The sequence below is a fragment of the Actinocorallia aurea genome, assembly GCF_054783995.1.
The window spans coordinates 49,839-71,513 of sequence record NZ_BAAGPQ010000038.1; the positions used below are offsets into that span (position 1 = coordinate 49,839).

A 21,675-nucleotide genomic window follows, 5' to 3' on the forward strand; every position below is an offset into this window, starting at 1 on the left:
TATGCTCACGATCATGCCGATGATTGAGTTTTCTGGTGGTTTGTGGGGTTTGGTGGCGGCGCGAGCGGAAGCGAGCCCGTTCGCGGAGATGCTGGTGGACGAACACGGCAGGGCGCTGAGTTTCGGGGTGTTCCGGGATGCCGCTGAACGGACCGCCGGATGGCTCGCGGAACGGGGCGTCCACGCAGGAACCCCCGTGACCTGGCGGCTGCCGACGACCGTCGAGGCACTCGTCCTGACGGCGGCGCTGGCCCGCGTCGGGGCCGTGCAGAACCCGGTGATGCCCGTGCTCGGCGCGCGCGAGCTCCGCTTCGCCCTCGCCCAGACCGGCGCGCGGCTCCTGGTGTCGGCGGCGACGGCCGGAGGCCGCGACCTGGCCCGCGAGGCGTGGGAGGCCGCCGACGGCCTGCCCGGACTGGAGACGGTGATCCTCGACGGCGGCCTGCCCGAGGCCGAGCCGCTCGAAGCGCCGCCCGCGCCCGCCGACGGAGACCCCGTGCGCTGGGTTTTCTACACCTCGGGGACGACCGCCGACCCCAAGGGCGCCCGGCACACCGACGCCTCGGTGCTGGCCTCGTCCCGCGCGATGGGGGAGCGGATCGCCTGCACCGAGGCGGACCGGGTCGGCCTGGTCTTCCCCGTCGCGCACATCGGCGGCTGCGGCACGTGGCTCGGCGCCTGCCTACTGTCCGGCTGCACCCTGATCCTCGACGCGTCCTTCGAGCCCGAGCGCAGCACCGAACACCAGCGGCGAGAGGGCGTCACGCTCGCGGGATCGGGCACCGTGTTCATCCAGTCCTACCTCGCCCTGGCCCGGCGGCGGACCGGGCGGCTGTTCCCGCAGGTCCGCGCGATGACGGCAGGGGCCGCGCCCAAGCCGCCGGCGCTGCACGCCGAGGTGAAGGAGCTGCTCGGCGGCGCAGGGGTGCTGTCGGGTTACGGGATGACCGAGGCGCCGGTCCTCGCGATGGGCGGCCCGGACGACCCCGACGGAGCCCTCGCCCGCACCGAGGGCCGCGCCACGCGGGGCGTCGACCTGCGCGTCGTGGACCCCGCCGGGCGCGTGCTCGGACCGGGGCAGGAGGGCGAGTTGCGCGCGAAGGGCCCGCAGGTGATGCGCGGCTACGCCGATCCCGCCTTGGACGCCGCGGCCTTCGACGCCGACGGCTACCTGCGCACCGGCGACCTCGCCGTGCTCGACGCCGAGGGCTTCGTGACGATCACCGGGCGGCTGAAGGACATCATCATCCGCAAGGGCGAGAACATCAGCGCGCTGGCCGTCGAGCAGGCCGTCGCGGCCCATCCGGAGATCGCGGAGGCCGCGGTCGTCGCGCTGCCCGACCCGGCGCGGGGCGAGCTGGCCTGCGCGGTCGTGGTCCCCGTGCCGGGCGGCCAGCCGCCCAGCCTGCCGGAGCTGACGGCCTTCCTGAAAGCCGGGGACGTCCCGGCGCGGCTGTGGCCGGAGCGGGTGGAGGCGGTGGCCGAGCTGCCGCGCAACGCGACGGGCAAGGTCCGCAAGGCCGATCTCCAGGCCCGGTTCGACTGACGGACGGTCGGTCGACGCGCGGCCCGCGCCCACGCCGACGCGCGCTGGCGGGGCATGCCGCCGCCTGCTCCGGCCACGGCCCCAAGTTCGGACCCGCCATCGGAGAGGCCCTGGCCGACCTCGTCCGGTCCGTGCCGCGCCCCGATCTGGAGTTCCTGGACCCGTCCCACCTGCTGCGGTCGGCGTAGCGCCACGCCCTGAGGCGGCGGCCCGCGAGGACCGCCGCCTCATCCCGGGCGGGCGCCGGGTCAGGCGCCGGCGCCGCCGTCCACGGGGAGGATGGCCCCGGTGACCATGGAGGCCCGGTCGCTGAGGAGCCAGGCCGCGGCCTCGGCGACCTCACGGGGCTCGGCCATGCGGCCGAGCGGGATCGCGGAGCCGAGCTTCGCGACGATGCCCGGGGTGGCGGCCTCCCAGGCGTCGATCATCGCGGTCGCGGTGCCGCCGGGGGTGATGCCGTTCACGCGGATCCCGTGGGCGGCCCAGGTGACCGCGGCGGTCTCGGTGATGCTGTTGAGCGCGCGCTTCATCGCGCCGTAGGCGGGCAGGGCGGGGTTGGCGCGGCGGCTGCCGATGCTGGAGGTGTTGACGATCGCGCCGCCGCCGCTCCGGCGCATGAGCGCGGCCTCGGCCGTCATCGCCGTCCAATGGCCGCGGAAGTTGACGGCGTACTGCTCGTCGAGGTCGGCTTCGACCGTGGTGTCCAGGGGGCCGGGCGGCTGGATGGCGGCGCCGTTGTTGAAGGCCCCGTCGAGCCTTCCGTGCAGGGCCTCGACACGGTCGACCGCCGCGCGGACGCTCGCCGGGTCGGCGAGGTCGAGGGCGACGGCGTCGGCGGTTCCGCCGTCGGCGCGGATCTCGGCGGCGACCGCCTCCAACGCGTCGGCGCCGCGGGCGGCGAGGACGACGGCTGCGCCCTCGCGGGCGAAGAGACGGGCCGCGGCCGCGCCGATGCCGCGGCTGGCGCCGGTGATGAAGACGACCTTGCCCGTGAGCAGGCCGAGGGTTGTGGTTGCGGTGTTCGTCATGCCCGCAAGCCTCGCCGCCGGCCGGATCCGGAGGCAGGCACAGGCGGTACCAGGATCCGCGGCCGCTCGGCGGGCAGACTGGGGCCATGGACAGACAGGAACTCGGCGCTTTCCTCCGGACCCGTCGCGAGCGGCTCCGGCCGGAGGACGTGGGCCTGCCCTCGGGCCCCCGCCGCAGAACCCCGGGACTGCGCCGCGAGGAGGTCGCGGTCCTCGCGCACATCTCGACCGAGTACTACGTCCGGCTGGAGCAGGGCAGGGCGCCCCGCCCGTCCGGCGAGGTGCTCGCCGGGATCGCGGACGCGCTGCGGCTCACCGACGCCGAGTCCGATCACCTGCACGTCCTGGCGGGCACCGCCCCGGCCCGGACCGGGCTGCACCGGCGCGACGTCCGCCCGAGCATCCGCGCGCTGCTGGACCGGCTGCCGCAGACGGCGGGCTTCGTCACGTCCGCCGTGTTCGAGGTGCTCGCCTGGAACGATCTCGCGGCGGCCCTCATGGAGGACTTCGGCGCGCTCGCCCCGCGCGACCGCAACCTCGCCCGCAAGGCGTTCCGCACGCCGTCCGATCCCGGCACGGCGCCGTACGGGGTCTCCGACGGCGCCGAGTTCCGCCACCACGTCGTCATGCGGCTGCGCGCCGCCCTCGCCCGCTACCCGTCCGACCCCGACGTCACCGGGCTCGTCGACGAACTCCGCGAGGGCAGCCGCACCTTCGCCCGGCTCTGGGAGCGGCACGACGTCCAGGAGTCGCACATGCTGACCAAGACGTTCGAGCACCCGGTCGTCGGGCCGATCACCGTCGACTGCGATGCCCTCGCCCTCTCCGGCCAGGACCAGCACCTCGTCCTGTACACCGCCCCGCCGGGTTCCTCCGACGCCGAGGCGCTGGCCCTCCTGGGCGTTCTCGGCGCCCAGGGCGTCCGCGAGGCCCTGGGCCGGGGGTGAGGCGGGCTCCCGCCGCGCCCGGTGCCGAAGCGGCCGGACCCGGGCGGGTCAGCCGCGGAAGACCGTGGCGGTGCGGCGCTCGTACCAGCGGGCGAGCTGCTCGCCGGCGGCCAGGACGTGGTCGCGCATCTCGCGGCGGGCCAGCTTCGGGTCCTCCGATTCGAGGGCGGCGACGATGCGCTCGTGCTCGTGGAGGTTGTCGGTCTGGTGGCGCGGGTCGTCCTGCAGGACGTTGGCCGAGACGTTGCGGGGGAAGGCCTCGTTGATCTCGCGGATGGTGCGGGTGAGGCGGTCGTTGCCGGCGATCTCGTGGATCAGGGCGTGGAAGCGGTCGTTGGCGAGCGTGGTCGGCGACATCGGCTCGCCGGGCGCCGGGGGCGTGGCGGGCCGTTCGCTCGTGCGGAGCACCTCGTTGGTGGCGCGCAGCTCGTCCAGCAGGGTGCGGGTGACGCGGCGGACGGCGCGTTCGGCGGCGAGGCCCTCGAGTTCGGCGCGGACCTCGTAGGCCTCGCGCACCTCCCACGGCGACGGCACGCGCACGACCGCGCCCCGCCGGGGCAGCACCTCGATGAGGCCGCCGGCCTGGAGCTGGCGCAGCGCCTCGCGGATGGGGGTGCGGCTGATGCCGAGCCGCGCCGCGAGTTCGGCCTGGCGGAGCTGCGCGCCGATCGGGATCTCGCCCGACATGATGCGGGCGCGGATGGCGGCGGCGGTCTCGTCCACCAGGGCGCTGCGGCCCAGGGAGGTCGCGTCGGAGTCCACGGTGCTGGGACCTTTCGGAGGGCGGCCCGCGCCCGCGCCGCGATGACGGGCTCGGCGCGAGTCGCATGGATCCAATAGATCGGTTCTGGGACCGATGATAGCAAGCGGTCTCCCGGCACGTCGTCCGGTCCGGCGGGGACCGCGGCATCGATCCGTGCCGAATGCCCGGTTCGTGGATCCTCGATCGCGAGTTCGGGATGCGGAACTTCTCGATCTTCCCCGGCTGTGACGTGCGGGGCGCGGATCGGCCGGGGCCTGGGCGCTTCCGGCTCTGTTCCGTCGCGCCGTGAGGCTTTGGGGTCCATCCAAGGGCAGGACGGGCGATCCACGCCTGCCCGTGGCGGTGGTCGCCGGTGTGGTGCGGGACGCTTCCTGCGCTCGGGTGCAGGGATGTTCACGCAGGTGACGGCAGTGTTAACGGCCCTCGTGGTCCGGAAACGCCGCTCAAAGCCTGAATTCGACCCACTGTCCGTACTCACGGGATATGGGATGGCGTCATATGGCGTACTTGTTACGGGTTTCGGAAAATTGGATCCAAACTTGCCATCCTTAGATCCATAGTGCGATATTTGGGATCGCCAGTGTGGGCGACGTCCTCGTGCCCGACCCCGCGACGTTCCGGGTGCTGCCCTGGTCGGAGTGGACCGGCCTGCTCCTCGCCGACCTGCGCTACCCGACGGCGGCGCGGTCCCGTACTGCACGCGGCATCCCGCGGCGCTGTCTCGCCGCGCTCGCCGACCGCGACCTCGCCCTCACCGTCGGCCCCGAGCTGGAGTTCCACGTGTTCGCCCGCGCCGCCGACGGCATGGACCCCGCGAGCGTCGGCCGGCCGGGGCGTCCCGGCGCCTCCACCGACCCCTCCCGCGTCCTGTCAGACGACGGGCTGCACTACCTCGGCGGCCTCCTGGGGCACGCGACGGCCGCCGTGTTCACCACCCCGACCGTCAACGGCTACAAGCGCTACCAGCCGTTCTCCCTCGCCCCCGACCGGATCCTCTGGGGCCTGGACAACAAGGGCGCGATGGTCCGCGTCGTCGGCATGGCCGGCGACCCGAACGCGCACCTGGAGAACCGCTCGGGCGAACCCGCCGCGAACCCGTACCTGTACATCGCCTACCAGCTCGTGAGCGGCCTGGACGGCCTGGACCGCGCCACCTCACCGGGCCCGCCCACCGAGCCCCCCCTGCGCCGACGAGGCCGTCCGCCTGCCCGGCACCCTGGGCCACGCCATCGACGCCCTGGCCGCCTCGGCGACCTTCCGCAAGGCCCTCGGCGACAACATCATCGACTGGTACGTCCACCTCAAGAGAGCAGAGTTCTCCCGATACCTGTCAGAAGTCTCAGACTGGGAACAACGTGAATACTTCGACTTGCTCTGAGCCTTCCGCCCTCGGCAAGGCCGCCGGGCGAACAGGTGCGGCGCTGACGATCGTCTGCGCCGCCGCCCACCTCCCCTCCTCCAGCGCATGCGTGAGAGGGCCGAGATCGAACGGGCGGTGCGGGCCATGGAGCGATGCATCGCCCAGGCGCACCCGGTGGACGAGGAGTGGTCTGCATGAGCGAGCGCAGGGCCTGGGCGGACAAGCGGGCCGAGATCATGAGCCGTCCCGGTGCCGGAGCCGCCTATGAGGCGGCTCGCCTCCGTTTCGAACTGGGCTCGGCCGTGCGCCGTCGCCGTGAGGAACTAGGCCTCACCCAGACGGTGCTCGCCGAACGCGCGGGACTCAAGCAGTCGGCGGTCGCGCGGTTCGAAGCGGGCGGCACCATGCCGACGGTCCCCATGCTGGAGCGCCTCGCCGAAGCCCTCGAAGTGCATCTGAGCATCCAGTTCCAGCCCCTCCGCAAGGCGGGCTGAGCCGAGTCCGCGGGTGCGGCGACCGCGGCACCGGGTTCTCTCGTCGTCGGAGGTCGGCCCCAGGCCAAGATCGTTGAGAGGGTTTCGGCGTCGTCCAACCGGAGGGGCGCGGGGCCGTGCGAGCTCTGTGGCAGGGGAGAATCGCCGCGGGGGTAAGGTTTCGGGGCGTTGGACGAGGTGCGCGCGGTTGGGTGCGGGCGGGCCGCGGGGGAGTGAGGGGTGTGGTGGCGAGTATCAGGGATGTGGCGGCGGCTGCGGGGGTTTCGTATCAGACGGTCTCTCGGGTGCTGAATGAGTCGCCTCGGGTCAGTGCGGAGACGAGGGCTCGGGTCGTCGAGGCGATGGGGCGGTTGGGGTACCGGCCCAGTCGGGCGGCTCGGGCGCTGGGGCTGGGGCGGGCTCGGGCGGTGACCGTGGTGACGTCGAATACGACGCTTTATGGGTATGCGTCGGTGTTGCAGGGGATCGAGGGGGAGGCTCGGGAGCAGGGGTTCTCGGTGGGGGTGCGGGTGATCGAGTCGGGGCGGCAGGCCGACGTTCGGCAGGCCGTCGAGTACGCGAGTGATCCGACGGCCGGGGGAGTGGTCGTGGTGGCGTTCGACGCGGAGGGGATGGCGGCGTTGAGGCTCCTGCCGGCGGACGTGCCGGCCGTGGCGGCCGTCGAGCCGGGGGCGGTGGTGGAGAGCGAGCGGACCGTGATCTGCCTCGACGAAGGGCCCGCGGCGGCGGACGCGACACGGCATCTGCTCGGGCTGGGGCATCGGACGGTGCACCACGTGGCGATCCCGTCGGAGTCGGGGACGCGGGGCCGCGAGGCCGGGTGGCGGCAGGCGCTCGACGAGGCGGGGGCGCCCGTGCCGGAAGTGGTTCCCGCCGGGTGGGACACGCGGTCGGCCTACGAGGCGGGGCGGACTCTCGCAGGGGATGCCGAGGTCACGGCGATCCTGTGCGGCAACGACGACACCGCCCTGGCCGTCCGGCGCGCCCTCTACGACGCGGGCCGCGACGTGCCCGGCGACGTGAGCGTCGTGGGTTTCGACGACGTTCCCGGTTCGGCCTACTGGACGCCCGCGCTCACCACGGTCCGGATCGATTTCGCGGCTCTCGGCAGGGCCTGCCTGGCGGCTCTCGCGGCCGAGATGGACGGGCTTGCGGGCCCTTCCGCGACGCTCCCGGTGCCGCATCTGGTGCTCCGCGAGTCCACAGCACCCCCCGGTCGGCAGTAGGTTACTCCCCACCGGACCTGAAGTTACTTTCATGTAACGGAACGGCAAAGAACACTTCCCATGTAGCCATGTGACCGTTCACACTCCAAGATGTGACCGGTCACATGACCAGATGCGGGACGACGACGACCCCCCACGCCGCCGACCGCCACCCCGAGTGATCTTGAGGAGCTGGACTTGAACGCAGTGGACGCCGCGCAGCGCCTGGTGTGGGGGCATGCCGCGCTGACCCTCGTGGTCGACACCGCCCAGGGCGCCCCGGTGAGCGTGCGCGCGATCGCCGCGGCCCCCGCCGACGCCCCGCTCGCCCAGACCGCGGCGACCGCGCAGCCGCTCGTGGAGATCCTCACCCCCGGGCAGGGCAGGGGCCACGTCTCCGGCCGCTTCTCCGAGACGACGATCGGCCGCCGCCTCGCCTTCACCGGCTCCGAGGCGGGCCGCGACGGCGTCTGGCACACCCTCCGGATCGACCTGCGTGACGCCGTCACCGGCCTCGCCGCCCGCGTCCACCTCCGCTCCGCCGACGGCGTCGCCGCGGTCCAGGCCCGGACCGAGATCGTGAACGAGGGCGCCGAGCCGGTCCTGCTGCTGGGCGTCACGTCCTTCGCGGCGGGCTTCCACGGGCTGTCCGTGGCGGGCCTGGAAGTGGTGCGCGGCGAGGGCGAGTGGCTCGGCGAGGGCCGTTTCACCAGGACCGCGCTGCGCGAGGGCCCCGCCGTCGAACTCGACCTGCCCGCGCACGGCCCCCAGCACGGCCGCGGCAGGTTCGCCGCGATCAGCACCGGCGCCTGGTCCACCGGCGGCGCGCTGCCGACCGGCGCGCTCCTCGACCCGGCGTCCGGGCAGGCCTGGGTGTGGCAGGTCGAGCACAACGGCGCCTGGCGCTGGGAGGTCGCCGAGCGCCTCGACGGCGCCTACGCCGCCTTCACCGGCCCGAACGACATCGACCACCAGTGGTCGCAGCGCCTCGCCCCGGGCGGGTCCTTCACGACGGTGCCGGTCTCCCTCGCCACCTCCGCCGCGGGCTTCGACGGGGCGGTCGCCGCGCTCAGCGCGCACCGCCGCGCGATCCGCCGCCCGCACCCCGACACCGCGGCCCTCGCCCTGGTCTTCAACGACTACATGAACACCCTCATGGGCGACCCGACGACCGAGAAGCTGCTCCCGCTGATCGACGCCGCGGCCGAGGCGGGCGCGGAGATCTTCTGCATCGACGCCGGCTGGTACGACGACACCGGCGACTGGTGGGACGGCGTCGGCGCCTGGGAGGAGTCGACCACCCGGTTCCCCGGCGGCCTGGAGAAGGTCGTCGCGCACATCCGCGAGCGCGGCATGCGGCCTGGCCTGTGGCTGGAGCCCGAGGTGATCGGCGTCCGCAGCCCGCTGGCCGGCACGCTGCCCGCCGAGGCCTTCCTCCAGCGGGACGGCGTCCGGGTCGTCGAGCACGGCCGCTACCACCTTGACCTGCGCCACCCGGCCGCGGTCGCGCACCTCGACGCGACCGTCGACCGCCTGGTCGAGCGGTACGGGGTCGGCTTCTTCAAGCTCGACTACAACATCGACCCGGGCGCGGGCACCGACCTCGCCGCCGACAGCGTCGGCGCGGGCCTGCTGGAGCACAACCGGGCGCACCTGGCCTGGCTCGACGGCGTCCTGGACCGCCACCCGGACCTGGTCCTGGAGAACTGCGGCTCAGGCGCGATGCGCATGGACTACGCGCTGCTGTCCCGGCTGCAGCTCCAGTCGACGACCGACCAGCAGAACTTCACCCTGTACCCGCCGATCGCCGCCTCGGCGCCGCTGTCGGTGCTGCCCGAGCAGGCCGGCAACTGGGCCTACCCGCAGCCGGAAATGACGCCCGAGGAGGCAGCGTTCTGCCTCGTCACGGGCATGCCCGGCCGCATGTACCTGTCCGGCCACCTGGCCCGGATGACGGACGCGCAGCTCGCCTCCGTCCGCGAGGCCGTCGCCGTCCACAAGGACGTCCGCGCCGAGCTGGCCGGGTCCGTCCCGGTCTGGCCGCTGGGCCTGCCCGGCTGGTCCGACCCGTGGACGGCCGTCGCCCTCGTCGCCGGGGACACCACCTACCTGGCCCTCTGGCACCGGGGCGGCGACGCCTCCGTCGAGCTGTCCTTCCCGCACCTCGCGGGCCGCGATGTGGTCTTGGACACCCTGTACCCCCGCGACCTGACCGCCTACGAGACGTCCTTCGACGCGGGAACCGGCCTCCTGTCGGTCTCCGACCCCGTCGAGGCCCCCTGTACCGCACGCTTCCTCCGAATCCGATCTGTCGCCGAGCGCACACAGTGAGCAGTTACCTTTGTCTGTTCCGCGCCGTGGACCGGATCTCCCCCACCCGAGAAAGAGATCACCGATGAAAAAGTGGAAGGTCATTGCCGCAGCGGCCTCGCTGGCCCTCGGCGCGGCGGCCTGCAGCGACCCGGGCGCGAGCACCTCGTCCGACGACGCCGCGGCCGTCACCTGGGCGGACCCCACCGCCAAGCTGGACGGCGAGAAGCTGACGATCTGGGCCGCCCAGAGCAGCAGCACGGTCCCCGAGAAGGTCGTCGAAGGCTTCGAGGCCGCCACCGGCGCCGAGGTCGAGATCGTCACCATCCCGGACCCCTACGAGCAGGGCGTCCAGACCAAGGTCGCGACCGGTGACAAGCCGGACCTGGCCTTCTGGCAGCCGACCGCGTCCATGCTGACCGCGATCAACGCCAAGAACAACCTCCAGCCGCTCGACGACGCGCCCTGGCTGTCGAAGCTCACGCCGGAGCTCAAGGACCTCGCGGGCCTCCTCGACGGCACCCGCTACGCCGCGCTCGTGTCGAGCCCGGCCGTGCAGGGCGTCTACTACAACAAGGAAGTCTTCGCGAAGGCCGGGATCAAGGCCACCCCGAAGAACTTCGCGGACATGGCCGACACCGCCCGCGAGATCAAGGGCAAGGGCGTCACGCCGTTCCACGAGATGGCCGCCGACCGCTGGGGCACCCAGTGGTGGATCCAGGTCCAGCTCGCCGAGGCCGCCAAGGCGGGCCTGTGGGACAAGGTGAACGCGGGCGAGACCAAGTTCACCGACGCCCCCATCCTCGACGCGATCAAGAACTACAAGTCGCTGATCGACGAGGGCCTGTTCAACAAGGACATCAAGACCGCGACCTTCGCCGACCAGGGCGAGGCCCTGCTGAACGGCGACGCGGCCATGGTCGTCCAGACGAACACCTTCTTCAGCCAGCTCCAGTCGCTCGCCGACACCAAGGAGCTGAACAAGAAGATCGGCTTCTTCCCGATCTCGCAGGACGGCAACACCGGCACCTACATCCCGGACCAGGCCAACGCGCTCGTCGCGTTCAAGACCGGTGACGCCGACCGCGAGTCGGCCGCCCGCCAGCTCATGTCCTACTGGATGGGCCCCGGCTACGCCGACTTCGTCGCCGACCAGCAGACCGTCTCCCTGGAGACCGCCGTCAAGAACCCCGCGGGCGTCCCGCGGGCCCTCCTCGACGTGCACGCCTCCCTCGGCGACGCGGCAGGGTCCATGCAGGCCCTCGCGATCGCCAACCCGGACCTGTACATCAACCTCGCGGACATGATCACCGGCCAGATGACGCCGGAGCAGGTCGCCGAGGCCACACAGGACCAGTTCGCCCAGCTCGCCCAGGCGGCCGGAGCCCCGGGCTTCTAGCCCGGGACGCCGACCCCGCTACCGGACGGCCCGGGACCCCCGGGCCGTCCGGCCGGCAAGGAGCCGCACCATGCAGACGATCATCGAAACGGCCTCAGAGCCGGAGCCGGCGCAGCCCGCCCGGCCGCACCGCGCCGCGAAGAAGGCGGCCCCGAAGAAGGCGCGCGACCGCGTCGTGAAGCGCACGCACCCGATGTGGTTCCTGGCGCCCGCGTTCGCGATCCTGTTCGTGTTCTTCTTCCTGCCGACGGTCTTCAACTTCATCTACGCCTTCACCGACTGGTCGAGCTTCAAAGCTGAGATCAACGCGGTCGGCACGGCCAACTTCGAGAACCTCGCGTCCAACGGGACCCTGTTCCGCGCGCTGCGGATCACGCTCGTCTACGCGGTCCTTGTCGCGATCTTCCAGAATCTGTTCGGCTTCCTCCTCGCGGTCCTGCTGGAGCGCGACACCAAGGTCAACCGGACCGCCCGGGTGTTCTTCCTCATCCCCGTGATGATGTCGGCCCTGGCCGTCGGCTACATCTTCCAGGCGCTGCTCAAGCCCGACGGAAGCCTCAATGCCGCGCTCACCTCGCTGCTGCGCCACGACATCGACTACGCCTGGCTCGCCGACCCGAACTGGACGATCGTCACCGTGTCGGTCGTGCACGCCTGGAAGTGGATGGGCCTGTCGATGCTCATCTACCTGGCCGGCCTGAAGACGATCCCGTCGGACGTCCTGGAGGCCGGGAAGATCGACGGCGCGTCCCGCTGGAAGATGTTCTGGAAGATCCGCTTCCCGTTCCTCGCCCCGGCCGTCACCTTCAACGTCTCCACGTCGCTGCTCGGCTCGATGAACGGCTTCGACATCGTCCAGGCGACGACCGAGGGCGGCCCCGCCCGGACGACGGAGATCCTCAACATCTTCATCTACCGGACGTTCGGCCAGGGCCTGTTCGCCCAGGCCACGACCATGAGCCTCGTGCTGTTCCTCATCGTGGCGCTCATGGCGTTCCCCGTCATCGCCCTGCTGCGCAAGAGGGAGCAGATCCTGTGAAAGCCTCCTCCACGGTCCGCCAGGGGCTGAGCGACTCCAAGGCCTGGACCCGGATCCAGCCGTTCTTCACCGTCGTGTTGACGGTCGTGGTGATCGGCGTGCCGCTGTGGCTCGTCGTCGCGACGGCGGGCAAGTCGCGCGGCGAGGCCCTCCAGCCGGACCTCTCGATGCCGTCGCAGTGGCAGCTGTGGGACAACCTCAAGCAGGTCTGGACGGACGGCAACATCCCGGCGGGCTTCTTCGGCAGCCTCCTCGTGGTGATCCCTTCGGTGTTCGGCGTGCTGGTCGTCGGCTCGATGGCCGCGTGGGTCCTCGCGCGCCGCTCGTCCAAGCTCAACGCGGCGCTGTACGCGCTGGCGATCAGCGGGATCGTGCTGCCGCCGGCCGTCGTCACGCTCGTGCTGCTGCTGCGCCAGCTGGGCCTCGCGGGCAGCGCGGTCGGGATGATCGGCGTGTACATGGGCATCTACCTGTCCACGGTGATCTTCTTCGTGACCGGGTTCGTCAGGACGATCCCCGCGTCCCTGGAGGAGGCGGCGCAGATCGACGGCGCCGGGCCCGTGAAGGTGTTCCTCAGGGTGGTGCTGCCGCTGCTGCGCCCCGTGCTGGCGACCGCCACGATCCTCGTCTGCCTCTATGTCTGGAACGACGTGTTCTACGCGTTCTTCGTCGTCGGCGGACGGCTGGAGACCCTGCCGCTCAACCTGTTCCAGGTGGCGAGCGCGGGCCTCTACCTCAACAACTGGCATCTGATCTTCGCCTACGTGATCCTCATGAGCCTCCCGCTCGTCGCGGTCTTCGCCGTGGCCCAGCGGAAGATCATCTCCGGCATCACCAGCGGCGCCGTGAAGTAGCCGGAAGGGCGCTTCCGGCGCCCTTCTTCACCCGGCCCTGCGGGGCCGCCGAATGTTAGCGCTAACAAGAAGGTGAGCAAGGTGACGAGCCCTGCCGTACTGTCCGACGTCCGCCGCGAGCTGGCCGACCTGCACCAGGCCCTCATCGACTCCGGCCTCGTCGTGTGGACCGCGGGCAACGTGTCGGCGCGCGTGGACGACGGGCACTTCCTCATCAAGCCCAGCGGGCTGGCCTACGAGGAGCTGACCCCGGAGTCCATGGTGCTGTGCGACATGTACGGCAAGGCGGTCGACCCCGGCGCGCTCAAGCCGTCCTCCGACGTGTTCGCGCACGCCTACGTCTACCGGCACCGCGCCGACGTCGGCGGCGTCGTCCACACGCACTCGACCTACGCGACGGCCTGGGCGGCCCGCAACGAGGCGATCCCCTGCGTGCTGACGGCGATGGCGGACGAGTTCGGCGGCGAGATCCCCGTCGGCCCGTTCGCGCTGATCGGCGGCGACGAGATCGGCAAGGGCATCGTGGAGACCCTCGACGGGCACCGCAGCCCGGCCGTCCTCATGCGCAACCACGGCGTGTTCACCATCGGCGGCTCGGCCCGCTCGGCCGTCAAGGCGGCGGTGATGTGCGAGGACGTCGCCCGGACCGTGCACATCTCCCGCCAGCTCGGCGCCCCGCTGCCGCTGCCGCAGGACGACGTCGACTCCCTCTACGACCGCTACCAGAACGTCTACGGCCAGTGACGGCCCCGAACATCAAGGAGGCCGCCATGGCTGAGACGACCCGCGAGATCTGGTTCCTCACCGGGAGCCAGGGCCTGTACGGGGAGGACACCCTCCGCCAGGTCGCCGACCAGTCCAAGGAGATCGCCGCGAAGCTCGGCGAGGCCCTGCCCGTCAGGCTCAAGTGGCTGCCCGTCCTCACCGACGCCGCCGCGATCCGCCGGGTCTTCCTGGAGGCCAACGCCGACGACTCGTGCGCCGGCCTCATCGCCTGGATGCACACCTTCTCCCCGGCGAAGATGTGGATCTCCGGCCTGGACGCGCTGGCGAAGCCGTTCCTGCACCTGCACACGCAGGCCAACGTCGAACTGCCCTGGGGCACCATCGACATGGACTTCATGAACCTGAACCAGGCCGCGCACGGCGACCGCGAGTTCGGATTCGTGCAGGCCAGACTGAACGTGCCGCGCAAGACCGTCGCGGGCCATGTGTCCGACCCGGTCGTGGCGGCGCGGGTCGAGTCGTGGGCGCGGGCCGCTCTCGGCGTGGCGGAGTTGCGGACGCTGCGGCTGGCGCGCTTCGGCGACAACATGCGCGACGTGGCCGTGACCGAAGGCGACAAGGTCGAGGCACAGCTCAAGCTGGGCGTCTCGGTCAACACCTACGGCGTCAACGACCTGGTCGACGTCGTCGACGCGATCGCGGACGCGGAGATCACCGATCTCGTCAAGGAGTACGAGGACACCTACGACGTCGTGCCCGAACTGCGGGCGGGCGGCGAGCGGCACGAGTCGCTGCGCTACGGCGCGCGGATCGAACTCGGCCTGCGGACCTTCCTCGAAGCCGGTGACTTCGGGGCGTTCACGAGCAACTTCGAGGACCTGGGCGGGCTCCGGCAGCTCCCCGGCCTCGCCGTCCAGCGGCTCATGGCCGACGGCTACGGGTTCGGCGGTGAAGGGGACTGGAAGACCGCGACCCTGCTGCGCACCCTCAAGACCGCCGCCGCGGGCCTGCCCGGAGGCACCTCCTTCATGGAGGACTACACCTACAACCTGGTGCCCGGCTCGGAGCTGATCCTGGGTGCGCACATGTTGGAGGTCTGCCCGACGATCGCGTCCGGGAAGCCGTCGCTGGAGATCCACGCGCTCGGCATCGGCGGCCGTGAGGACCCGGTCCGGCTGGTGTTCGACGCCGACCCCGGCCCCGCCGTGGTGATAGGCATGGCCGACATGGGGGACCGGTTCCGGCTCGTCGCGAACGAGATCGAGGTCGTGACCCCGCCGGAGCCGCTTCCGGCGCTGCCGGTGGCGCGCGCCGTGTGGAAGCCGCTGCCGAACCTGCGGACCTCCACCGAGGCGTGGCTGACCGCGGGCGGTCCGCACCACACCGTCCTGACCCGCGCGCTGGACGCCGAGACGCTCTACGACATGTCCGAGATGCTCGGCGTGGAGCTGCTCACCATCGGCGCCGACACCACCCCGCGCCGCTTCGCGCAGGAGATCCGCTGGAACCAGGCGTACTACCGCCTGGCCCAGGGCTTCTGACCCGTCTGATGACTCCCCGGGGGCGTGCTCAGTGCCCGAGCGCGCGCCCCGGGGTCCCAGGAGAGCACCGAAAATGAGCACCGCACCCCGCTACACCGTCGGCGTCGACTACGGCACCCTGTCCGGCCGGGCCGTCGTCGTCCGCGTCTCCGACGGGGCCGAGATCGCCTCGGCCGTCCACGATTACTCGCACGCCGTCATCGACCGCGCCCTGCCCGACGGCACCCCGCTCGGCCCGGACTGGGCGCTGCAGTCGCCCGCCGACTGGATCGAGGTGCTGCGCACCGCCGTGCCCGAGGCCGTCGCCGCCTCCGGCGTCGACCCCGCCGACATCGTCGGCGTCGGCACGGACTTCACCGCCTGCACGGTGCTGCCGACGACCGAGGACGGCACGCCGCTGTCCGATCTGTTCCCGTCGCGGCCGCACGCGTGGCCGAAGCTGTGGAAGCACCACGCCGCGCAGGAGCACGCCGACCGCATCAACGCCCTGGCCGCCGAACGCGGCGAGGCGTGGCTGCCGCGCTACGGCGGCAAGATCTCCTCGGAGTGGCAGTTCGCCAAGGGCCTCCAGCTCCTGGAGGAGGACCCAGAGCTGTACGCGCGCGCCGACCGCTGGATCGAGGCCGCCGACTGGATCATCTGGCGGCTCACCGGCGTCGAGACCCGCAACGTCTGCACCGCCGGATACAAGGGCATCTACCAGGACGGATACCCGTCCGCGGAGTTCCTTTCCGCGCTGAACCCGGGCTTCGCGTCGTTCCCCGACAAGCTCGCCCACGAGCTGTCCCCGCTCGGCGGCCTCGCGGGCCGCCTCAGCGCGGAGGCCGCCGTGTGGACGGGGCTGCCGGAGGGCATCGCCGTCGCCGTCGGGAACGTGGACGCCCACGTCACCGCTGCCGCCGCCGACGCGGTGCGCCCCGGCCAGATGGTCGCCATCATGGGCACCTCGACCTGCCACATCATGCCCTCCGACAGGCTCGCCGAAGTCCCCGGCATGTGCGGCGTCGTCGCCGACGGCATCGTGCCCGGCCTGTACGGCTACGAAGCGGGCCAGTCCGGCGTGGGCGACATCTTCGCCTGGTACATCGACAACCAGGTCCCCGCCTCCTACGCGACGGCGGCCGAAGAAGCCGGCATCAGCCTCCACGAGCACCTGACGGCGCTCGCCGCAGCCCAGCAGGTCGGCCAGCACGGGCTCGTCGCCCTCGACTGGCACAACGGCAACCGCTCCACCCTCGTCGACCACACCCTGTCCGGCCTCATCGTCGGCCAGACCCTGGCCACCAAGCCCGAGGACGTCTACCGCGCCCTCATCGAGGCCACCGCCTTCGGTGCCCGGCACATCGTCGAGACCTTCGAGAGGTCCGGCGTCCCGGTGCAGGAGTTCATCATCGCCGGCGGCCTGGTGAAGAACACCTTCCTCATGCAGACCTACGCCGACATCCTCGGCCGCCCCCTGTCCGTCATCGGCTCCACCCAGGGCCCCGCCCTCGGCTCCGCTATCCACGCCGCCGTCGCCGCGGGACAGTACCCCGACATCACCACGGCCTCGGCCGCCATGGGCCACCGCGACCAGGCCGTCTACACCCCCGACTCGGAGCGCGCCACCGCCTACGACGCCCTCTACGCCCTCTACCTCACCCTCCACGACACCTTCGCCGACGGCGCCGTCATGCACCGCCTCCGCGCCCTCCGCGCCCAGGCCTTCCCCGCCTGACCACCGCTCGACCCCGGCCCCGCTTCCGCGGCGCCGGGCCGCGGCGTGTTCACGGCAGGTCAGGGCGTCGCCGCGGGTGCGGGCAGTTCGACGGTGACGTGGGGGGACAGGGCGCGGAGGAAGTCGGGGGCGTCGAAGATCTCTCCCGCGGAGGCGACGCCGGTCGTTCTCGTGCGGCCGGTGAGGATGCGGTCGAGCGCCTCGGCGGCGAGGGGGGCGGTGACGGCGTAGATGTCGCGGCCTTTGGCGATGGCGCGGCGTTCGGCGGATCCGGAGCGCACCCTCACGTCCACGAGGAAGGTCTGGGCGGAGCGGCCGGAGCCGTCGGACGGGGCAGGCGCGGGGGTGTCGGGGGAGGCGAGTTCTCCGGCCGCCTCGACGGTCATGTAGGTGCTGACCTCGGGGATCGCCAGGTGGCTGGGGACGGTGACGACGTCGGCCATGGAGAACTCGGCGATGACGGGGCGGGGGCCCACCGGGTCGGGGAAAGGCCAGTCCAGCCTCGGGGCGGCGTCGTCGCGGTATTCCAGGCGGCCGTGCGTGTAGCGGACGCGTCGGCCGGCGCGGCGCTCGCGGGAGACCGCGCCCGCGGCGCGGGTTCCCTCGGTGGGGTGCCAGCCGCTCAGGCCGTAGGCGATGTGGGCCTCGTCCGCAGCCGTCCAGTCGCCCATGGCGGCGGTGGCCAGGAGGTCGCCGAGGCCGCCGTAGAAGGCCATCGCGGGGACGATGACCGCGCCGGCGGCGCGGGCCCGGTCGGCGAAGTGGGCGAAGGTGTCGGCGTTGGCCTCGATCTCGGCGGCCACGTCCAGGTAGGGGATTCCGGCGCGCAGCGCGGCCTCGATCACCGGGGCCGCCGTCGTGGCGAAGGGGCCCGCGCAGTTGATGACGGCGGCCGCGCCGGACAGGGCGCGGTCGAGGGAGGCAAGGTCGGCGACCGAAGCCGTGCGGGCCTCCAGGCCCGACTCCTGCGCCAGTTCCGCCAGTTTGCCGGCGTCCCGTCCGGAGAGCACCGGGACGAACCCGCGCGCTTGCAGCTCCGCCACCACGAAGCGTCCCGTGTGCCCGTAGGCGCCGTACACCGCGACCTTGAATCCCATGTCCGCTCCTTCGGTTCTCCGCTGTGCTCACTCTGGCCGGGAAGGACGCGGACGACGAGTGGCGGTAACGCCGTCATCCGTACAATTCCGGACATGAGCACTGTCGCGCTGGCCGTCACCGACGGGATGCTGCACTTCGAGCTGTCCCTGGCCCACGAGGTGTTCGGCTTCGCGCCGGACGGCGTGCGGGGTCCCTGGTACGACGTCGCCCTCTGCGGCCCCGGGCCGGTGCGCTTCGGCAGGTTCCGCCTGGATCCCGACCACGGCCTCGACCACCTCGCACTGGCGGACACCGTGATCGTCCCGGGCTGGGCCGACATCGACGTGGACCCGCCCGCCGAACTGCTCGCCGCCGTCCGCGCCGCGCGCGAGGCGGGCGCGCGCGTCGCGTCCTTGTGCACGGGCGCGTTCGTGCTGGCCGCCGCCGGACTCCTGGACGGCAGGCGGGCCACCACCCACTGGGCGCACACCCGGGAACTCGCCCTGCGCCACCCGAAGGTGCGGGTCGATCCCGACGTCCTCTACGTCGACGAAGGCGGCGTGCTCACCTCCGCGGGCAAGGCCGCCGCCATGGACCTGTGCCTGCACCTCGTCCGCCTCGACCGCGGCTCGGCGACCGCGAACACGGTCGCCCGCCGCCTCGTCGTCCCTCCGCACCGCGAGGGAGGGCAGGCCCAGTTCGTCCAGGCGCCCGTCCCCGCGTCGCCGGACCACCCGCTCGCCGCCCTCCTGCCGTGGGCGCTCGCCCGCCTGGACCGGCCGCTCACCGTCGCCGACCTCGCCCGGGAGGCCCGCATGAGCCCCCGCACCCTGACGCGGCAGTTCAAGGCGGCGACCGGCACCACCCCGCTGCAGTGGTTGCTGATCCAGCGCATCCGCCGCGCCCGGGAGATCCTGGAGACGACCGACACCGCCATCGACGCCGTCGCCGCCACCACCGGTATGGGCACCGCCACGACGCTGCGCCGCCACTTCCACCGCACGGTGGGGGTCCCCCCGGACACCTACCGCCGCACCTTCCGTGCCCGCGGCGTCACCCGGTCCGCGACACCGACCGGGTGACGCCGCGTCGACGCTTCGCCTTGCCGGGGAATCCCGCCGTTGAGGACGCGGCCATGGGGTGACCATCTGACGCTCGACAGCGCCCCCCTGGTGCCGCGCTGGTTTCGCGCGGGTCAGCCCCAGACGCGTTCGGCGTAAGCGAGGAAGTTGAGGCCGAGGATCTTCTCGATACGGGTCGAGGTGAAGCCCTTCTCCTCCAGCAGGCGGACGAGGGTGCGGAACTGGTCGGCGCCGCGCAGGTCGACGACGAAGGGGAACGTGTCGGGGCCTTCGCCGGTGGCGGCCACGCCCGCGGCGACCCGGGCGGCGGTGTGGTCGGCCAGGTGGGCGCGGTAGGCGTCGAGGTCGTCGTAGCTGGTGATGCCGCCGTCGGTGCCGATCCCCACGGCGTCCTCGCCGCACACGTTCACCGCGTGCGCGAGGTGCTCGACCACGTCGGCGGCGCGGGCCTGGCCGTCGGGCGCGAGGTAGGGCATGAAGTAGATGCCGACGAAGCCGCCCCGCTCGGCGACGAGGCGGAGTTCCTCGTCGGTCTTGTTGCGCGGCAGGTCGGTGACGGCCCGGCAGCCCGTGTGGTTGATCGAGACGGGTGCGGTGGAGTAGCGGGCGGCGTCCAGGCAGGTGTTCTCGCCGCTGTGCGAGAGGTCGACCATGACGCGGGCCTCGTTCAGCGCGGCGACGGCCTCGCGGCCGAAGAAGGTGAGGCCGCGGTTCTCCGGCGCCATGGACCCGTCGCCGAGGTGGTTGGCCTGGTTGTAGGTGAGCTGCACGACCCGGACGCCGAGGTCGGCGAACTCCCGCGCGCGCGAGAGGTCGTCGCCGAGCTGGACGGCGTTCTGGAACCCGTAGATGACGCCGATCTCGTCGTGCGCGCGGGCGTCGGTGATGTCGGCGGCGCGCAGGACCTTGCGCAGGTCGCCCGGGTGGTCGGCGACGACGCGGTCCCAGTGGGCGATCTCGGCGAGGCTGTGCTCGTAAGGGGGCAGGTCGCCCATGACGTACCCGAGGGTGACGTTCACGGCGGTGAGGCCGGACGCGCGGGCATCGGCGATCGCGCGGGCGTCGACGGTCATCTCGTCGCTGTTCTGCATGAGCGCGTTCGCGGCGGCGAGGGAGGACTCGGCGTTGGGGTTGTCGAGCGCGCCGAGCGCGTTGACGATCAGGGGGAGGTCGCTGTTCACGGCTCGGTTCCGTTCTCGAAGTCGGCGCGGTCGAACCACCTGCCGCGTTTGAGGGTGCCGACGACCGTCCGCAGCGCGGCGATGTCGGCGTGGGGGTCCTCGGCGAGGACGACGAGGTTGGCGAGCTTGCCCGGCTCGACGGTGCCCATGGCGCCGCCCGCGGCCATGGCCTCGGCGCCGACGAGCGTGGCCGCGCGGATCGCCTGCGCGGTGGTGAACCCGCACCGCGCGACGAGGAACTCGATCTCGTCGATGAGCGACGGGTAGGGCGCGTCGGCGTCGGTCTCGTAGTCGGTGCCCGCGCAGATCTCGACGCCCGCGGCGTGCGCCTGCCGGGTCAGGTGGACGGCGAGCGCGGCCATCTCGGGCCCGTGCGGGAAGTCCGCATCGGCGGAGAGCACCGAGTACAGGACCGCGGTCGCGTCGAGGATCGTGCCGCGCTCGCGCATCAGCCCGAACAGGGCGGCCATGACGGGGTCGTCCTCGCCGGCGAAGCGGGCGAAGTCGATCGGCGGTTTCGCGGCGTAGCTCGCACCGCCGTTCTCGGCGGACGCCTCGTGCGCGAGGAGCGTCGCGTGCGAGACGACATCGACGCCCGCCTCGACGATGTCGCGCGGGGTCGCGGGGAAGACCGCAGCGTGCGCCCACACGTGCAGGCCCTGCCGGTGCGCCTCGGCGGTGAGTTCGGCGACGAGCCGGGCCGGCAGGTCGGCGTACACCTTCAGGGCGATCGCGCCGGTGCCGCGGGCCAGCGCGACGGCCAGGGGGAGGTCGGTCGCGTCGGTGATCGCCTGCATGTGCGGGACCGCGCCGGGCGCCGCGCCGCGCGAGACCTCCCAGGTGCGCGGGTCGCCGAAGAACCCGGGACCCGCGGTGAGGGCGGCGTAGCCGAGGTCGGGGCCGGGGATCTCGCCCACCAGGGTGGCGCGGGCGAGGTCGGAGACCTGGCGCAGGTCGTCGGCCATGTCGCGGATCGCGGTGACGCCGCCGTAGACCTGGCGGCGCAGCGCGAACTCCGCGACGGGCCGGTCGGGCGGGGTGGCGAGGTGCTGGTGGGTGTCGATGAGGCCGGGGATGACGTACCGGCCGGCGAGGTCGACGGTCCGTGCCGTCGCGAACCCGGCGGGGAGGTCGGCGTCGGGGCCGACGTAGGCGAGCACCGCGCCCTTGACCGCGATCGAGGTGCCCGGACGGGAGGGGCCGCCCCTGCCGTCGATGAGCGCGGCCCCCTGGTAGACGGTGACCGCGTCTTCCGGCGCGGGGGCGTACGGGGTCGGCGCGCCCGGGAACTCCAGCAACGCCCCACCTCCTGTCCCAGGCTGTTACGTAGTACGTAACAATCGTCTTGTCTGGTGTAATCTGCCCACACGGTAGCGCGATTCGCGACCGTTGGTGCAGGTGGGGGA

Annotated in this window: 18 protein-coding genes and 1 pseudogene; 14 read left to right on the plus strand and 5 right to left on the minus strand. The window is 72.4% G+C overall.

The genetic code is table 11. From position 1 onward, the window contains the following. The first annotated feature begins 19 nt into the window (after positions 1–19). Positions 20–1,546, plus strand: a complete 1,527-nt coding sequence (locus ACYVOM_RS38625) for a class I adenylate-forming enzyme family protein (RefSeq protein ID WP_460308905.1) — start codon at positions 20–22, stop codon at positions 1,544–1,546. Positions 1,547–1,794: 248 nt separating this feature from the next. Here the strand turns inward: ACYVOM_RS38625 and ACYVOM_RS38630 are convergent, their stop codons facing one another. After that, positions 1,795–2,574 (minus strand): SDR family NAD(P)-dependent oxidoreductase, encoded by a 780-nt coding sequence (locus ACYVOM_RS38630; protein ID WP_460308586.1) that lies wholly within the window; start codon positions 2,572–2,574, stop codon positions 1,795–1,797. Between the two features lie 86 nt (positions 2,575–2,660). On the opposite strand from ACYVOM_RS38630, the gene ACYVOM_RS38635 reads away from it, so the two are divergent. Further along, entirely contained in the window at positions 2,661–3,521 is an 861-nt protein-coding gene (locus ACYVOM_RS38635) for a helix-turn-helix transcriptional regulator (protein ID WP_460308587.1), read from the plus strand. A 48-nt stretch (positions 3,522–3,569) separates the two neighbouring features. Here ACYVOM_RS38635 and ACYVOM_RS38640 read toward each other — a convergent pair whose 3' ends face one another. Continuing rightward, on the minus strand, positions 3,570–4,283 hold the full coding sequence (locus ACYVOM_RS38640) for a GntR family transcriptional regulator (protein WP_460308588.1): 714 nt from the start codon (positions 4,281–4,283) through the stop codon (positions 3,570–3,572). A gap of 805 nt (positions 4,284–5,088) precedes the next feature. On the opposite strand from ACYVOM_RS38640, the pseudogene ACYVOM_RS38645 reads away from it, so the two are divergent. The 11 genes and pseudogenes from ACYVOM_RS38645 to araB all read left to right on the plus strand — a co-directional run. Continuing rightward, positions 5,089–5,448: pseudogene (locus ACYVOM_RS38645) on the plus strand (hypothetical protein); the annotation flags it as partial. A 73-nt stretch (positions 5,449–5,521) separates the two neighbouring features. After that, a complete protein-coding gene (locus ACYVOM_RS38650; RefSeq protein WP_460308906.1) occupies positions 5,522–5,662 on the plus strand; it encodes a hypothetical protein in 141 nt (46 codons plus the stop codon). Positions 5,663–5,838: 176 nt separating this feature from the next. Further along, positions 5,839–6,138, plus strand: a complete 300-nt coding sequence (locus ACYVOM_RS38655; protein WP_460308589.1) for a helix-turn-helix domain-containing protein — start codon at positions 5,839–5,841, stop codon at positions 6,136–6,138. A 242-nt stretch (positions 6,139–6,380) separates the two neighbouring features. Continuing rightward, positions 6,381–7,364 (plus strand): LacI family DNA-binding transcriptional regulator, encoded by a 984-nt coding sequence (locus ACYVOM_RS38660; protein WP_460308590.1) that lies wholly within the window; start codon positions 6,381–6,383, stop codon positions 7,362–7,364. A gap of 186 nt (positions 7,365–7,550) precedes the next feature. Continuing rightward, positions 7,551–9,674, plus strand: coding sequence for a glycoside hydrolase family 36 protein (locus ACYVOM_RS38665; RefSeq protein ID WP_460308907.1), 2,124 nt, complete (start codon positions 7,551–7,553; stop codon positions 9,672–9,674). 64 nt (positions 9,675–9,738) lie between these two features. Then, a complete protein-coding gene (locus tag ACYVOM_RS38670; RefSeq protein WP_460308591.1) occupies positions 9,739–11,052 on the plus strand; it encodes an ABC transporter substrate-binding protein in 1,314 nt (437 codons plus the stop codon). 70 nt (positions 11,053–11,122) lie between these two features. After that, positions 11,123–12,091, plus strand: coding sequence for a carbohydrate ABC transporter permease (locus ACYVOM_RS38675; protein ID WP_460308592.1), 969 nt, complete (start codon positions 11,123–11,125; stop codon positions 12,089–12,091). Beyond that, positions 12,088–12,945 (plus strand): carbohydrate ABC transporter permease, encoded by an 858-nt coding sequence (locus tag ACYVOM_RS38680; RefSeq protein ID WP_460308593.1) that lies wholly within the window; start codon positions 12,088–12,090, stop codon positions 12,943–12,945. The genes ACYVOM_RS38675 and ACYVOM_RS38680 overlap by 4 nt, the downstream gene beginning before the upstream one ends. Positions 12,946–13,026: 81 nt before the next feature. Continuing rightward, complete coding sequence (locus ACYVOM_RS38685) at positions 13,027–13,689, plus strand: L-ribulose-5-phosphate 4-epimerase (protein ID WP_460308594.1); 663 nt, start codon at positions 13,027–13,029, stop codon at positions 13,687–13,689. Positions 13,690–13,715: 26 nt separating this feature from the next. After that, positions 13,716–15,212, plus strand: coding sequence for an L-arabinose isomerase (araA, locus tag ACYVOM_RS38690; RefSeq protein WP_460308595.1), 1,497 nt, complete (start codon positions 13,716–13,718; stop codon positions 15,210–15,212). A 73-nt stretch (positions 15,213–15,285) separates the two neighbouring features. Next, positions 15,286–16,929 carry a ribulokinase gene (gene araB / locus ACYVOM_RS38695; RefSeq protein ID WP_460308596.1) on the plus strand — a complete coding sequence of 548 codons (1,644 nt, stop codon included), beginning with the start codon at positions 15,286–15,288 and terminating at the stop codon, positions 16,927–16,929. A 59-nt stretch (positions 16,930–16,988) separates the two neighbouring features. On the opposite strand, the gene ACYVOM_RS38700 is transcribed toward araB, so the two are convergent. Further along, positions 16,989–18,026: a saccharopine dehydrogenase family protein gene (locus ACYVOM_RS38700; protein WP_460308597.1), complete on the minus strand. Its 1,038-nt coding sequence runs from the start codon at positions 18,024–18,026 to the stop codon at positions 16,989–16,991. A 93-nt stretch (positions 18,027–18,119) separates the two neighbouring features. On the opposite strand from ACYVOM_RS38700, the gene ACYVOM_RS38705 reads away from it, so the two are divergent. Beyond that, complete coding sequence (locus ACYVOM_RS38705) at positions 18,120–19,088, plus strand: helix-turn-helix domain-containing protein (RefSeq protein WP_460308598.1); 969 nt, start codon at positions 18,120–18,122, stop codon at positions 19,086–19,088. Positions 19,089–19,201: 113 nt separating this feature from the next. On the opposite strand, the gene ACYVOM_RS38710 is transcribed toward ACYVOM_RS38705, so the two are convergent. Continuing rightward, the gene (locus ACYVOM_RS38710; protein WP_460308599.1) at positions 19,202–20,269 is read right to left on the minus strand and encodes a dipeptidase; all 1,068 of its coding nucleotides are present in this window, start codon (positions 20,267–20,269) and stop codon (positions 19,202–19,204) included. After that, on the minus strand, positions 20,266–21,567 hold the full coding sequence (locus tag ACYVOM_RS38715; RefSeq protein WP_460308600.1) for an amidohydrolase family protein: 1,302 nt from the start codon (positions 21,565–21,567) through the stop codon (positions 20,266–20,268). Before ACYVOM_RS38715 ends, ACYVOM_RS38710 begins: the two co-directional genes overlap by 4 nt. Positions 21,568–21,675 lie beyond the last annotated feature (108 nt).

Excerpts from the sequence above, each read along its gene's own strand:
- ACYVOM_RS38625 (WP_460308905.1), top strand. The coding sequence starts at position 20 with ATGATTGAGTTTTCTGGTGGTTTGTGGGGTTTGGTGGCGGCGCGAGCG.
- ACYVOM_RS38630 (WP_460308586.1), bottom strand. The coding sequence starts at position 2,574 with ATGACGAACACCGCAACCACAACCCTCGGCCTGCTCACGGGCAAGGTC.
- ACYVOM_RS38635 (WP_460308587.1), top strand. The coding sequence starts at position 2,661 with ATGGACAGACAGGAACTCGGCGCTTTCCTCCGGACCCGTCGCGAGCGG.
- ACYVOM_RS38655 (WP_460308589.1), top strand. The coding sequence starts at position 5,839 with ATGAGCGAGCGCAGGGCCTGGGCGGACAAGCGGGCCGAGATCATGAGC.
- ACYVOM_RS38670 (WP_460308591.1), top strand. The coding sequence starts at position 9,739 with ATGAAAAAGTGGAAGGTCATTGCCGCAGCGGCCTCGCTGGCCCTCGGC.
- ACYVOM_RS38675 (WP_460308592.1), top strand. The coding sequence starts at position 11,123 with ATGCAGACGATCATCGAAACGGCCTCAGAGCCGGAGCCGGCGCAGCCC.
- araA (WP_460308595.1), top strand. The coding sequence starts at position 13,716 with ATGGCTGAGACGACCCGCGAGATCTGGTTCCTCACCGGGAGCCAGGGC.
- araB (WP_460308596.1), top strand. The coding sequence starts at position 15,286 with ATGAGCACCGCACCCCGCTACACCGTCGGCGTCGACTACGGCACCCTG.
- ACYVOM_RS38700 (WP_460308597.1), bottom strand. The coding sequence starts at position 18,026 with ATGGGATTCAAGGTCGCGGTGTACGGCGCCTACGGGCACACGGGACGC.
- ACYVOM_RS38705 (WP_460308598.1), top strand. The coding sequence starts at position 18,120 with ATGAGCACTGTCGCGCTGGCCGTCACCGACGGGATGCTGCACTTCGAG.